We start from the raw sequence: 14158 nt of genomic DNA, 5'->3' as shown, positions 1-14158 counted from the left end.
TCGGTCCTGAACAAGGTCGGTAGCGGATATCTATCGACAACACTTGAGCAAACCGATTCATTCCGTGCCGGCGCGCGGATTCCACCGACTGCGCGTGTGCGAGACGTGCCGCGAGCCCGGCGTCTCGATCCCCGGCACGGTCAGCCTCACGGCAACACTCATTGCGTCGGATCTTTCAACTCGATCAGCAGATCCTTCGCCGCGACCCGTTCGCCCGGCTTCACATGCACCGCCGCGATCTCGCAGTCACGCTCCGCCGCGATATGCGTTTCCATCTTCATCGCCTCGAGCGCGAGCAGCGTCGTGCCGGCCGTCACGCGCTGCCCCGGCTGCACGGCGACCGTCACCACGGAACCCGGCATCGGCGCGGCGATGTGCAGCGGATTGCCCGGATCGGCGCGCTGCAAGCCATGGCGCTCCTTGCCCGCCTGCACGACCGTCTTCTGCTCGACCAGCGCGGAACGCGACTGGCCGTTCAGCTCGAACAGCACCTTCACGATGCCGTCCTGCGCATCGGCGTGCTGGCCCTGCAGCGACACAAGCAGCGTCTTGCCCGGCTCGATGTCGATCGCCACTTCCTCCTGCGGCTGCAGCCCATACAGGAACGCCGGCGTCGGCACGACCGACGTGTCGCTGTACGCGCGAACGTGCGCGTAGTAGTCGACCGTCTGCTTCGGGTACATCAGGTACGACGCCAGTTGCCGGTCGTCGAGCGGCTGCTCGCAGGCGGCCTCGGCCTGCTTGCGTACCGCGTCGAGATCGACCGGCGGAATCTGGTCGCCGGGACGATACGGCGACGGCGGCTCGCCCTTGAGCACCTTGCGCGACAGCTCCGCCGGGAAGCCGTCGGGCGGGAAGCCGAGCTCGCCCTTGAACAGCGACACGACCGACTCGGGGAACGCGAGGTCCTTGTCCGGGTTGCGCACGTCGTCCACGCTCAGGTCGTTCGCGACCATCATCAGCGCCATGTCGCCGACCACTTTCGACGTCGGCGTGACCTTCACGATGTCGCCGAACAGGCGGTTCACGTCCGCATACGCGCGCGACACCTCGGTCCAGCGATGATCGATGCCGAGCGAGCGCGCCTGCTCGCGCAGGTTCGTGTACTGGCCGCCGGGCATCTCGTGACGATAGACGTCGGCCGTGCCCGCGCGGATCTCCGATTCGAACGGCGCGTAGTAGCGGCGCACACCTTCCCAGTACATCGACGCTTCGTGCAGGCGATCGGCATCAAGCCCAGGATCGAGCTCGCTGCCGGCCAGCGCGGCCGCGATGCTCGACAGGTTCGGCTGCGACGTGAGGCCGCTCATCGCGTCGAGCGCGCCGTCCACTGCGTCGCAGCCTGCTTCGACCGCCGCGAGCACCGATGCCGCGGCGATCCCGCTCGTGTCGTGCGTATGGAAATGCACGGGCAGCCCGGTTTCCTCCTTGAGCGCCTTCACGAGCGTCGCGACCGCCTTCGGGCGGCAGATGCCGGCCATGTCCTTGATGCCGAGCACGTGCACGCCGGCCTGCTGCAACTCGCGTGCGATGCCGACGTAATACTTGAGGTCGTATTTCGAACGCGACGTGTCGAACAGGTCGCCGGTGTAGCAGATCGCGCCTTCGCACAGCATCCCGCTTTCGCCAACCGCGTCGATCGCCACGCGCATGTTGCGCACCCAGTTCAGCGAGTCGAACACGCGGAACACGTCGACGCCGGCGCTTGCGGCCTGCTGCACGAAGAAGCGCACGACGTTGTCCGCGTAGTTCGTGTAGCCGACCGCGTTCGAGCCGCGCAGCAGCATCTGGAACAGGATGTTCGGCACGCGCTCGCGCAGCAGCGCGAGGCGCTCCCACGGGTCTTCCTTCAGGAACCGCAGCGCGACGTCGAAGGTCGCGCCGCCCCAGCATTCGAGCGAGAACAGTTGCGACAGCTCGCGCGCGTAGAACGGCGCGATCGGCAGCATGTCGGCCGTGCGCATGCGCGTCGCGAACAGCGACTGGTGCGCGTCGCGCATCGTCGTGTCGGTCAGCAGCACCTGCTTCTGGTCGAGCATCCAGCGTGCGAATTTCTCGGGGCCGAGCTCGCGCAGGCGATCGCGCGTGCCGGCCGGAATCGCCACGGCCGTATCGAGCTTCGGCAGCACCGGTTTGGGCAACGGCAGCGCCGGCAGCGCGCGACCGTTCATCTCGGCGTTGCCGTTCACGTTCAGCTCGCCGAGATAGCGCAGCAGCTTCGTCGCGCGATCGCCGCGCTTCGCGAATGCGAGCAGCTCCGGCGTCTTGTCGATGAAGCGCGTCGTCACTTCGCCCGCGATGAAGGCCGGATGGTTGATCACGTTCTCGAGGAACTGCAGGTTCGACGTGACGCCGCGAATCCGGAACTCGCGCAGCGCGCGATCCATCCGGTGAATCGATTCCGCGGCCGTCGGCGCCCACGTCGTGACCTTCACGAGCAGCGAGTCGTAGTACGGCGTGATCACCGCGCCGCCGTAGGCCGTGCCGGCATCGAGCCGCACGCCGAAGCCCGCCGCGCTGCGATAGGCGGTGAGCCGCCCGTAGTCGGGCAGGAAGTCGTTCTCCGGATCCTCGGTCGTGATCCGGCATTGCAGTGCGTTGCCGTTCAGCGGAATCGCCTGCTGTTCCGGCACGCCGGCCGCGCGCGCGACGAGCGCGCCGTCGGCGTCCGTCGCGTCCTCCGCCAGGCCGATCCGGCCGCCTTCGGTGATGCGGATCTGCGCCTTCACGATGTCGATCCCGGTGACCATCTCGGTCACCGTGTGCTCGACCTGGATGCGCGGGTTCACCTCGATGAAGTAGAACTGGCCCGTGTCGGCGTCCATCAGGAATTCGACGGTGCCCGCATGCGTATAGCCGACCGCGCGCATCAGGCGCAGCGCCGATTCGCACAGCGCCTGCCGGCCGTCGTGATCGAGATACGGCGCCGGCGCGCGTTCGACGACCTTCTGGTTGCGTCGCTGCACCGTGCAGTCGCGCTCGTACAGATGCACGACCGTGCCGTGCAGATCGCCGAGCACCTGCACCTCGACGTGCCGCGCATTGCGCACCAGTTTCTCGACGTACACCTCGTCATTGCCGAACGCAGCCAGCGCCTCGCGGCGCGCCACGGGCAGCAGCGTCTCCAGGTCGCGTTCGTTCTCGAGCACGCGCATCCCGCGTCCACCGCCGCCCCAGCTCGCCTTCAGCATCAGCGGATAGCCGACTTCCGCGGCCAGCGCCTTGCACGCATCGAGATCGTCCGGCAGCGGCGCGGTCGCGGGCATCACCGGCACGCCGGCGGCGATCGCCGCATTGCGCGCGGCCACCTTGTTGCCGAGCGTGCGCATCACGTCGGGCGACGGGCCGATCCAGCGAATGCCGGCGTCGATCACGGCCTGCGCGAAATCGGGGTTCTCGGACAGGAAGCCGTAGCCGGGGTGGATCGCATCGACCTTTGCCTGCCGCGCGACGCGCAGGATGTCGTCGATGTCGAGATACGCGGCGAGCGGCTTCTTGCCCTCGCCGATCAGGTAGCTCTCGTCCGCCTTGAAGCGATGCAGCGCCAGGCGGTCTTCCTTCGAATAGATCGCGACCGTGCGGATGTTCAGCTCGGCGGCGGCACGCATCACGCGGATCGAGATTTCCGAGCGGTTCGCGATCAGGATGGACTGGATGGGGGTAAGCATCACGGCAGCCATGGATAGTGAATGGTTGAATTGAACTTGCCGATGTGCCGTCCGCCACGCGCTCGCCTCACTGGGCGGCTTGCAGATCCTCGCATCGGTCATTCGCGGTGGCATCGTCCCGGCTCTCGCCAGCCAACATGTTCGCCATATCGCGCGACAGCCGCTATCGACATCGCGACGGCGAATAGCATCCAGCCGACCAGCAGGAAATAAGGGACCGGCTCGCGGGCCGGTCGTCCAGCCGGTTCATTTCACTCGGAACGGCCGGTCAACTCATGGACATCGATCGAGAACGTCGCTCGTTGATGCAAAAAGCACGCCACATCGAATACCCGACGGGCCAGTCGGTTATTGCTCGATCTCGACGCCGGCATCGAGCCAGCCGCGCATCATCACGCCGACCTCGTCGTTCAGCCACTGCCGGAACTGCTGATATTCCGGGCGCGGCTGCGCATTCCGGTGCGTGATCAGATAGTGATGGCGATCGCGAAACACCAGCACGTCCTGTACCGGCCGCATCAGGATGCCCTGGTCGATCTGCCGGTGCACGAGGTGATGCCAGCCCAGCAGCGTGCCCTCGCCGGCCTCGGCCTGCGCGACGAGCAGCCGGTAGTCGTTGCTTTCCAGATACTTGTTCTCGATCAGCGTGTCGGTGCCGTCGCTCTGCTGGAACCAGTTGCGCCACACGCGCCAGTCGACGTGCTCGCACACCTGCGCGCGGCCGAGCATCGACAGGTTCAGGGTCGGACGCGACAGCAGGTCCAGCGGCTTCAGCGACCGGCCATGAAAGTGACGTTCGTGAAACGCGGGGCTGCACACCGGATACACGATGTCGTGAAACAGCGGCTCGACTTCGAACTCGGGCTCGCGCGGCGGGTTCTTCGTGATGATCACGTCGGGCTCGATGAGCCCGTCGAGTTCCATGAAGTGCTCGGTGACGATCAGGTGCAGCCGGATATCCGGAAACTGCTCGCGAAATGCCGGCAACCGCGACGACAGCCAGAGCGCCGAGAACGTGTGCGACACGCAGATCATCAGCGCGTGCTTGTCGGTGCGGCGCACCGCCTCCGCCGCCTCGGCGATGTTCATGATCGACAGGTACGACGCGTTGTAGAGAATCCGCCCGGCATCCGTCAGCGCGATATGCCGGCCGGTCCGCTCGAACAGCGCGACGTCGAGCGAATCCTCGAGTTCCTTGATCTGTCGGCTGACCGCGGCCTGCGTCACGCACAGCACCTCGGCCGCCTGCGTGAAGCTCTCGTAGCGCGCCGCCGTCACGAAACACCGCAGCGCCCGAAGCGACGGCATCTGCGCGAGGAGTCGGTCTGCAAACAATTGCTTCTTCAACATGGCTTTCACTCTCAAAACGGAGGTCGGACGCGGCGCCGACGAACCCGTCGTCCGCAGCCCGCGTTGCCTGCGGGCCGTGTCATCGCAAACCTTTCAATTATCAGAATAGTGCAGCTTGCGAGTCAGCCGGGCGGCTGGCAACGATGACACCGCCGAAGCGGCGTCACGATGACGCTATTGTCGATCGATTGTGCACCGCATCGCCATTATCGGAAGCGATGAGGGGCAGTGCAAGGCGAACGGCGGACCGGCATACCCCGTCGGCCGCGGCGCCCCCTCGCACCGCGCATTTGCGCGGCGCACCACATGCCAGGCCGGCCCGTCATGGCAGGTCGCCGGGCGTACCGCCGTTCGTCGGCGCGCGCAGCTTGCGCGTGTTGCGCCGGCCGGGCCGCGCGGGTCCGGCGTGCCACGCTGGCGCGGCGCGCGCGCTCAGTCGAGCTTCAGCCAGGTGGTCTTCAGCTCGCAATATTGATCGTGCGCGTAGACGGACTTGTCGCGCCCGCCGAACCCCGACTGCTTGAAGCCGCCGAACGGCGTCGACAGGTCGCCCTCGCCGAAGCAGTTCACCGTGACCGTGCCCGCGCGAATCCGCGCGGCGACCTTGTGCGCGCTGTTCACGTTGTCGGTCCACAGCGACGCGGCCAGCCCGTAGCACGTATCGTTCGCGATCCGCACCGCATCGTCGACGTCGTCGTATTCGATGAAGCAGACGACCGGCCCGAACACCTCGTCGCGCGCGATGCTCATCTCCGGCGTCACCTGATCGAAGATCGTCGGTTCGACGAACCAGCCGCCCGTCTCGGCGAGGATCGCGCGTCCGCCGCATACCACGCGTGCGCCTTCCGCCTTCGCCTTCTCGATATGGCCGAGCACCTTCTCGTAGTGCTTCTGCTCGATCAGCGCGCCGAGCTTCACATCCGGATCGAGCGGATCGCCGGTCTTCCACCCGGCGAGCACGGCCTGGACCTTCTCCAGCAGTTCCGCCTTCCGGCTCGACGCAACGAGGATCCGCGAGCCGGCGCTGCAGTTCTCGCCCATGTTCCAGAACGCGGCTGCGACGGCCTGTTCCGCCACCGCATCGAGGTTCGCGACGTCCGGCAGGATGACCTGCGGATTCTTGCCGCCGCACTCGAGCACGACGCGCTTCAGGTTGGTGTCGGCCGAGTAGTGCAGGAACCGCTTGCCGGTCGCGGTCGAGCCGGTGAACGCGACGAGATCGACGTCCGGATGGCGGCCGATCGCCTCGCCGGCTTCGCTGCCGAACCCGGTGACGACGCTGAACACGCCCGGCGGCACGCCGGCCTCCCGCGCGAGATCGGCGATCCGCAGCGTCGACAGCGACGTCTGTTCGGCCGGCTTCACGACCACGCTGTTGCCGACCGACAGCGCGGGGCCGATTTTCCATGCGAGCATCAGCGCCGGGAAATTCCACGGCAGCACGGCGCCGACGACGCCGATCGGCTCGCGCGTGATCATGCTCACGACGCCCGCGCCGGACGGCGACAACGCGTCGTAGCGCTTGTCGGTCACTTCCGCGTGCCAGCGAATGCACGCGGCCGACTCGGGAATATCGAGGCCCAGGCATTCGCCGATCGGCTTGCCGGCTTCCAGCGCCTCCAGCAGCGCGAGTTCCTCCGCATGCTCGTCGATCAGTTGTGCGACGCGCAGCAGTACCGCCTTGCGGTGCGCGGGCGCGGCCTTCGACCAGACACCCGATTCGAACGCGTCGCGCGCGGCCGCGACCGCCCGGTCGACGTCCCGCTCGTTGCATCGCGCCACCTCGGCGAGCACCTTGCCCGATGCGGGATTGAGCGTGGCAAACGTCTCGCCCGACGCCGCCGCGCTGCGTTGCCCCGCGATGAACGCGCGACCGTCGAGCGACAACGCGCTCGCCTTCTGTTTCCAGCCCTGATGGTTCGTCATGTCGTTTCCTCAATAATCAAAGCTCGGCACCGGCCGAGAACTCCTTGGCCCAGATCGTCGCCGACACGGCCAGGTCGACGATCGGTCGAACCGGCAGCGGACGCGGATGCGGCTGCTTCAGCAACTGCTGCACGAGACTGTTCGATTCGCCGAGCGCGTACTCGGCGATCAGCTTGCCGGCGGACGACCCACGGCTCAGGCCGAGGCCGTTGCAGCCGATCGCCTCGTAGAGGCCGTCGTCGCGCTTGCCGAACAGCGCGCCGTTGTTGGCGGACAGGCACAGCGGCCCGCCCCACGTATATTCCAGCTCGACGCCGCCGAGCATCGGAAAGCGGCGCTCGAACGAGCGCTGATGCAGATGCCGCGACTTCGCGAGATCGGCCTGCGACACCTTCACGTCCGGCCGGAACGCGAAATGGTTGCGCACGCAAATGCGATCGGTGCCCAGGCGCCGCACCGTCGTGCCCATCGGGTCGGCCGGAATCAGCGACCACGAACGCGTGCCGCCGAGTTTCGCCACTTCGTCAGGATTCATCGCGCGCGTGAGCGATGCGAACGTATAGACCGGCAGCAAGCCGTTCGAATGCATGCCGAAGGTCGCCGCGTACGCGTTGGTGCACAGAATCACCTGCTTCGCGACGATCTTGCCGCCGGCGAAATGCAGCACGCGCGTGTCGCCGCGATGCTCGATGCGCGTCACCGCGCTGAGCTCGAACACCGTCACGTTGTCCGGTTGCGTCGCCGCCAGGCCGCGCATCAGCGCGGCCGGCTGCGCCGTGCTGCAACCCGGCGTGAACAGCGCGCCCGTGTAGAAGTTCGTGCCGGTCACGGCCCGGATCCCGGCCTGGTCGAGCCATTCGAACGCTTCGCCGATGCGCGACAGCCCATCGGCGAAATGCGCGAGCGCGGCCGCGCCCTTCGGGTTGACCGACGCATGGAATTTACCGTCGTCGCGCCAGTCGCAATCGATGCCGAAGCGCCGCACGATCTCGCGCACATAGTCGATCCCGTGCCGCTGAAACCGCACATCGGCGCGATCCTCGTCGATGCTGCGCGAGTAGCTTTCGCTGCTGATGTCGTGCGGCAGGTCGACGAAGAATCCGGAATTGCGCCCGGCCGTCGTGCGGCCGATCCGGTCGGCCTCCACGAGCGCGACGGACGCACCGGGCGCCAGCTCCGCGAGCCGGCGCGCCGCGCAAAGCCCGGTGATGCCCCCGCCGACCACCACCCAGTCGAACCGGCAGTCGGACGTGACGGTGCGGGCGTCCTGCGCGGGCGGCAGGCTCTCCCACCATCCGTTCACCCCGTCCGGCGCCGGAAACCGCGCGAATTCCAGATTCGAGCCCATGATGGATTACCGGCCGTCGCGCAGCAGCGGCTTCACGAGCTTCGCGAATGCGTCACGCTCATCGCTCGACAGCGCGCCGAGCGGTGCGCGGGCCACACCGACCGGCAGGCCGGCCAGCTCGCAGCCGTAACGCACGTACTGAACGAACTTGCCGCTGCGCTCGAGCAGTTCGAGCACCGGCAGCAGTTGCGCCATCAGCTTGCGGCCGGTCGCGAAATCGCCGCGCTTCACGCAGGCGTCGAACAGGTCGGTGTGCGCTTCCGGCAGGAAGTTCGACGCGCCGCCGACCCAGCTGCGCGCGCCCCATGCGAAGAACTCGAGCGCCTGATCGTCCATCCCGCAGCTCAGCACGAGCCGGTCGCCGAAATGCGTCGACAGATGATGCAGATGCGCGATATCGCCGGTGCTTTCCTTCATCGCGATGAAGTTCTTGCGCTCGAGCAGCGTCGCGAGAATGTCGTCGCCGATTTCGGTGCCGGTGCGTGCCGGGAAGTTGTACAGCATGATCGGCATGTCGAGCGCGTCGTCGACCGCGAGCAGGTGCGCGAGCAATTCCTGCTGGGTCGGCTGCGCGTAGTACGGCGCGGCCACCAGCAACGCGTTCAGTCCCGCGCGTTTCGCCTCGCGCCCGAGCCGCAGCACTTCCTTCGTCGTCGTCGCGTTGATGCCCGCGGTCAGGAACGTCTTGCCGCCGGCCGCAGCGGCGACCGTGTCGAACGTGCGCGCGCGCTCGTCGAAGCTCAATGCGTAGTATTCACCGGTCGTCCCGCCGATACCGAGGCCCGACACCCGGCCCGCAAGATCGGCCGCATGACGGCCCAGCAATTGATGATCGATTTCGCCGTCCGCGTCGAACGGGGTGACCAGCGGTGTGTGTACGCCCTCAAAGCTCATTTCGATTCCTCACTCAGGTGGATGCGCCAGGTTCCCGCCGTCGAGCGGGAAACCGGCAATTCGACAAAAACGTCGTCGGCGCGTCGCGGCATTCGTGCAGCCACGCCGACCGATTCGCTACGTGATCCGAACGATGTTGCGGGCCCGGACCGATGCGGTGTCAGGCGAACGCCTCCGCTTGCGCGTAAATGGGGAACTGGCTGCACAGATCGCGCACGCGGGTCCGCACCGACCGCTCGACCGCCTGATCGCCGCTCGGATCGCGCTTGAGCGCCGCCAGCACCTCGACGATCATTTCGCCGATCTGCTCGAACTGCGCGGAACCGAAGCCGCGCGTGGTGCCGGCCGGCGTGCCGAGCCGGATGCCGGACGTGACCATCGGGTTTTCCGTATCGAACGGAATCCCGTTCTTGTTGCAGGTGATACCGGCGCGCTCCAGCGCCTTCTCGGCTTGCGCGCCGGTCATGCGCTGCGAACGCAGGTCGACCAGCAGCAGGTGGTTGTCGGTGCCGCCCGTGACGAGCGAGAGGCCAGCGGTCGTCAGCACGCTGGCGAGCGTCTGCGCGTTGCGCAGCACCCGGTCGATATGGCGGGCGAACTCCGGGCGCAGCGCCTCGGCGAACGCCACGGCCTTGCCGGCGACGACATGCATCAGCGGGCCGCCCTGCAGCCCCGGAAATACCGCCGAATCGATCTGCTTCGCGACCTCGGCATGGTTCGTCAGGATGAAGCCGCCGCGCGGGCCGCGCAGCGTCTTGTGCGTGGTGGACGTCACGACGTCGGCGAACGGCACCGGGTTCTGATGCCGGCCGGCCGCGACGATGCCGGCGAAATGCGCGATGTCGACCATCAGCTTCGCATCGACGCTGTCCGCGATCGCGCGGAACGCGGCGAAGTCGAGCGCGCGCGGATACGCGGAGTAACCGGCGATGATCAGTTTCGGGCGATGCCGCTCGGCGAGCCGGCGCACGTCGTCGTAATCGATGCGCAGCGTGTCCGGGCTCACGCCGTATTGCACCGCGTTGAACCACTTCCCCGACAGCGCGGGTCGCGCGCCGTGCGTGAGATGGCCGCCCGCGTCGAGCGACATGCCCATCACCGTGTCGCCGGGTTTGACGAGCGCGAGCATCACCGCGCCGTTGGCCTGCGCGCCCGAGTGCGGCTGGACGTTCGCGTGCGCGGCGTCGAACAGTGCGCACGCGCGGTCGATCGCGAGCGACTCGATCCGGTCGACATGGTCGCAGCCGCCGTAGTACCGCCGGGACGGATAGCCTTCCGCGTACTTGTTCGTCAGCACGGTGCCCTGGGCTTCCAGCACCGCCGCCGACGCGATGTTTTCGGACGCGATCAGTTCGATCTGGCTCTGCTGGCGACGCAGCTCCAGTGCGATCTCCGATGCGATCACCGGATCCCGGCTCTGGAGCGTTTCGGAAAAAAAGCGGGCGTTCTCGTTCACTTGGTGACTCCGCGGCGCGATTCGTGATGTGCTGCATGGACTGCATGAACTGCGTGTACCGCACACCGCAAGGCCGGTGTCCGCGTTGCGGCCCCGGCCGTCGGCATCGGGCGATGTGCGTCGCCGGCGGCGCGGCTTTACTGTTGCAGCCAGGCCTTCAGCTTCTCCGGATGGGCCTCGACGAACTTCTTCGCGGCCGTCGCGTAGTCATTCGTGCTGTTCCCTTCGAACTCGATCGCCTCGACGTCGGCCAGCGTCAGCTTCAGGTGCTTGAAGAACACGTCGGCGCGCGGGAACTTGCCTGCGAACTTCTTCGACGCGAACGCGTGGATCTGCTCTTCGCCGCCCAGCGTGCCCTTCGGATCCTTCAGGTAACGCATCTGCCACTTCTGGAACAGCCAGTGCGGGCTCCAGACCGTCGCGACGATCCACTGCTTCGACTGGTACGCACGCGACACGCTCGCCAGCATGCCGGCCTCGCTCGACGCCTGCAGGTTGTAGCCGTCCAGGTTGTAGGCCTTGATGGTCTTCTCGGATGCCTGCATCAGGCCGCCGCCCGGCTCGATGCCCTGGATCGTGCCGTTCAGCTTGCTCTTGACCTCGGGCTTGCTCAGGTCGGCGATCGACGACAGCTGCGATTCCGGAATGTAGGTCGGTACCGCCCAGCCGTTCCTGCCGCCGGTGTAGATGATGCCGACGTCATCCAGGTCGTTCTTGTACTTCGCGTAGTACGTCGCGTGCGTGACCGGCAGCCAGCCGCCAACCATGATGTCGAGATCGCCGCGGGCGACGCCCTGGTACTGGATGCCGATGTCGGCCTGGACGAACTGCACCGGCTGCTTGAGGTTCGTCTCCAGCACGTACTTCGCGACGTTGGCCACCGCGAGCACGTCGGCCCAGTTGGTCACCGCGATCTTGACCGGCTCGGCCGCCGCCACGCCCACACCGGCGCTGCAGGCCACCACCGTCGACAACGCAAGTTTCGCCAGAAGCGATTTGAACGTATGGGTATTCATCTAGTACTCCTTGTTAATCACGCGAGTCTTTCAAGGATGAGGAACGCCTCGATCGGCGTTTCTGGTCTCCACGCACTGCTACACCGGTTCCGCCGCGGCACCGTGGCCGCGGCGCTTCATCGTCCGTCAACTGCCTTCGACTGCTGTTTCGCTCAGGTGCGAGCCGCGCCCTGCGGGCCGGTCTTGCCTGCACGCGCGGCCGGTCGCGCCTTCTTTTTCTTCGCCTTCACGCCGAAGCTCTCCGTCAGCCGGTCCAGCACGATCGCGAGCAGCACGACGCCCAGCCCGCCTTCGAAGCCGATCCCGATGTCGAGGCGCTGGATCCCGCTCAGCACGTATTCGCCAAGGCCACCGGCGCCGATCATCGACGCGACCACCACCATCGACAGCGCCATCATGATCGTCTGGTTCACGCCGGCCATGATCGACGGCAGCGCGTTCGGCAGCTGGATCTTCCACAGCAGCTGCCAGTCGGTGCTGCCGAACGAGCGGCCGGCTTCGATCAGTTCTTCGCGGACCTGCCGGATGCCGAGCGTCGTCAGCCGCACGACGGGCGGCATCGCGAATACGATCGTCGCGATCACCGCCGGCACGCGTCCGAGCCCGAACAGGATCACGGCCGGGATCAGGTACACGAACGCGGGCATCGTCTGCATGAAGTCGAGCAGCGAGCGCAGGATCATGCCGATCCGGTTGTTGCGCGCCCCCCAGATCCCGAGCGGCACGCCGATCACCAGGCTGAAGAACGTCGCCGCGGTCACGAGCGCGAGGGTCGAGACCGTCTGCGCCCACAGGCCCATGTAATGAATGACGAGCAGCGCGAGGCCGACGAAAATCGAGAACGCGATGCCGCGACGCCAGAGCGCGAGTCCGACCAGGATCACGACCATCGCGATGAACGGCACCGCGGCCAGGCCGTCCTCGAGCAGCTTCACGACCGCGCCGAGCCCCGCCGAGAACGTGTCGAAGCCGACGCGGAAATGCAGAAACAGAAAGTTGACGACATTTTCCGCAAACTTCCCGATCACCGACGAATTCATGCTGCCCTCCGTTGCATCATCTGCTTGAGTATCGTCCGGCAGGACACGACGCCCGCCAGTTGTCCCGCCGCGTCCGTCACCGGCACGTCGTGTTCCTGGGTCAGCGCGATCGACGCGAGCCGGTGAAGATCCGTATCGATCGAAACCGCGTTGAAGTCGTGCAGGAAGGCTTCGCGTATCGGTCGCGCACCGGAGCGGTGCAGCGTGGCGGGCGTGACGCAGCCCAGGTAATGGCCGGCCTCGTCGCACACGTAGCCGCATTCCGCGCCGCTGTCGATCAACTGGTTCAGGTAGCGCTCGGACGGCGTCCCCGCATCGCACCGAAGCAGCCCGCGCTCGATCGTCGTCATCAGGCTGGATGCCTTCAGGAAGCGCGACACGTCGACATTGCGGAAGAAGTCCTGCACGTATGCGTCCGCCGGCGTCTGGATCAGTTCGGCCGGCGTGCCGACCTGGATCAGGCAGCCGTCCTTCATGATGCCGATGCGGCCGCCGATCTTCACCGCCTCCTCGATATCATGGGAAATGAACACGATCGTGCGCTGCTCTTCCTTCTGCAGGCGCAACAGCTCGTTCTGCATTTCGAAGCGGATCAGCGGATCGAGCGCCGAGAACGCCTCGTCCATCAGCAGGACCGACGGATTCACCGCCAGCGCGCGAGCCAGCCCCACGCGCTGCTGCATGCCGCCGGACAACTCGCTCGGCAGCAGCTTCTCGTACGACCCGAGGCCGACGCGCTCCAGCGCGGCACGCGCCACCTCGTAGCGCTGCGCCTTCTTGATCCCCGCGACCTCGAGCCCGTATGCGATGTTGTCGATCACGGTCCGGTTCGGCAGCAGTGCGAACGACTGGAACACCATCGCCATCTTCTGGCGCCGCACGTCGCGCAGTTCCGGCGTCGACATCGGTGCGATGTCGCGGCCTTCGAGCACGACCTGCCCGGACGTCGGCTCGATCAGTCGGTTGAGCAGTCGAACCAGCGTCGATTTACCGGAGCCCGACAGCCCCATGATCACGAAGATCTCGCCGGCCCGGACGCTCAGGCTCACGTCGTTGACCGCCACCATGTTGCCGGTTTCCGCGAAGATCTCGTTGCGTCCGACACCGCGCTCGAGCAGCTCGATCGCCCGCTCGGGCTTCGGACCGAAGATCTTCGACAGGTGCTTGACGGTCAGGATGTCGGTTCCGGTCGCGATGCTCGACCGGGCGATCGACGGCGCACCGTCGGTATGGATTGCTCCGGGGGGAAGTACGTCGCCCGGCGCAAACGTCAGATTTGGGGCCATTCTGTCATCCCGACTAGCTGGTGATGGAAACCGCGAACTTCAGACGAGTCGCCTTCGATTGCCCGCCTGCCGCGTGGGCTCGATGCGCTCCTGCGTTGGTTGACGGCGCTGATTCAGTGAATGCAGCGTATCAATCCAACCAGATCGGTCCCGATACATTTTCTGTGCGCTTTT

General features: G+C 66.5%; 9 protein-coding genes. All 9 read right to left on the bottom strand.

The genetic code is table 11. From position 1 onward, the window contains the following. Positions 1–158: 158 nt before the first annotated feature. Positions 159–3680, bottom strand: coding sequence for a pyruvate carboxylase (locus tag LMA02_RS31210; protein WP_324251328.1), 3522 nt, complete (start codon positions 3678–3680; stop codon positions 159–161). A 336-nt stretch (positions 3681–4016) separates the two neighbouring features. Further along, the gene (locus tag LMA02_RS31205) at positions 4017–5018 is read right to left on the bottom strand and encodes a LysR substrate-binding domain-containing protein (protein ID WP_228910548.1); all 1002 of its coding nucleotides are present in this window, start codon (positions 5016–5018) and stop codon (positions 4017–4019) included. A 432-nt stretch (positions 5019–5450) separates the two neighbouring features. Continuing rightward, positions 5451–6944 carry an aldehyde dehydrogenase gene (locus tag LMA02_RS31200; protein WP_228910547.1) on the bottom strand — a complete coding sequence of 498 codons (1494 nt, stop codon included), beginning with the start codon at positions 6942–6944 and terminating at the stop codon, positions 5451–5453. A 16-nt stretch (positions 6945–6960) separates the two neighbouring features. Then, the gene (locus tag LMA02_RS31195; protein WP_228910546.1) at positions 6961–8292 is read right to left on the bottom strand and encodes an NAD(P)/FAD-dependent oxidoreductase; all 1332 of its coding nucleotides are present in this window, start codon (positions 8290–8292) and stop codon (positions 6961–6963) included. A 6-nt stretch (positions 8293–8298) separates the two neighbouring features. Next, on the bottom strand, positions 8299–9186 hold the full coding sequence (locus tag LMA02_RS31190) for a dihydrodipicolinate synthase family protein (protein WP_228910545.1): 888 nt from the start codon (positions 9184–9186) through the stop codon (positions 8299–8301). Between the two features lie 160 nt (positions 9187–9346). Next, positions 9347–10642 (bottom strand): serine hydroxymethyltransferase, encoded by a 1296-nt coding sequence (glyA, locus tag LMA02_RS31185; protein WP_324251327.1) that lies wholly within the window; start codon positions 10640–10642, stop codon positions 9347–9349. A 137-nt stretch (positions 10643–10779) separates the two neighbouring features. Beyond that, positions 10780–11658, bottom strand: a complete 879-nt coding sequence (locus LMA02_RS31180; protein WP_228910544.1) for a glycine betaine ABC transporter substrate-binding protein — start codon at positions 11656–11658, stop codon at positions 10780–10782. A 152-nt stretch (positions 11659–11810) separates the two neighbouring features. Then, positions 11811–12698, bottom strand: a complete 888-nt coding sequence (locus tag LMA02_RS31175) for an ABC transporter permease (protein ID WP_228910543.1) — start codon at positions 12696–12698, stop codon at positions 11811–11813. Continuing rightward, a complete protein-coding gene (locus LMA02_RS31170) occupies positions 12695–13984 on the bottom strand; it encodes a quaternary amine ABC transporter ATP-binding protein (protein WP_228910542.1) in 1290 nt (429 codons plus the stop codon). Before LMA02_RS31170 ends, LMA02_RS31175 begins: the two co-directional genes overlap by 4 nt. Positions 13985–14158: the final 174 nt, after the last annotated feature.

Origin of the sequence: Burkholderia sp. B21-005 (assembly GCF_020843965.1) — a bacterium.
In the GTDB taxonomy this organism is placed as follows: Bacteria; Pseudomonadota; Gammaproteobacteria; order Burkholderiales; family Burkholderiaceae; genus Burkholderia; species Burkholderia ambifaria.
This window is presented reverse-complemented; position numbering and strand designations above follow the sequence as displayed.

Bases quoted from the DNA above. Each gene is read 5' to 3' on its own strand.
- LMA02_RS31210 (WP_324251328.1), bottom strand. From the start codon at position 3,680: ATGGCTGCCGTGATGCTTACCCCCATCCAGTCCATCCTGATCGCGAAC.
- LMA02_RS31205 (WP_228910548.1), bottom strand. From the start codon at position 5,018: ATGTTGAAGAAGCAATTGTTTGCAGACCGACTCCTCGCGCAGATGCCG.
- LMA02_RS31200 (WP_228910547.1), bottom strand. From the start codon at position 6,944: ATGACGAACCATCAGGGCTGGAAACAGAAGGCGAGCGCGTTGTCGCTC.
- LMA02_RS31195 (WP_228910546.1), bottom strand. From the start codon at position 8,292: ATGGGCTCGAATCTGGAATTCGCGCGGTTTCCGGCGCCGGACGGGGTG.
- LMA02_RS31190 (WP_228910545.1), bottom strand. From the start codon at position 9,186: ATGAGCTTTGAGGGCGTACACACACCGCTGGTCACCCCGTTCGACGCG.
- LMA02_RS31180 (WP_228910544.1), bottom strand. From the start codon at position 11,658: ATGAATACCCATACGTTCAAATCGCTTCTGGCGAAACTTGCGTTGTCG.
- LMA02_RS31175 (WP_228910543.1), bottom strand. From the start codon at position 12,698: ATGAATTCGTCGGTGATCGGGAAGTTTGCGGAAAATGTCGTCAACTTT.
- LMA02_RS31170 (WP_228910542.1), bottom strand. From the start codon at position 13,984: ATGGCCCCAAATCTGACGTTTGCGCCGGGCGACGTACTTCCCCCCGGA.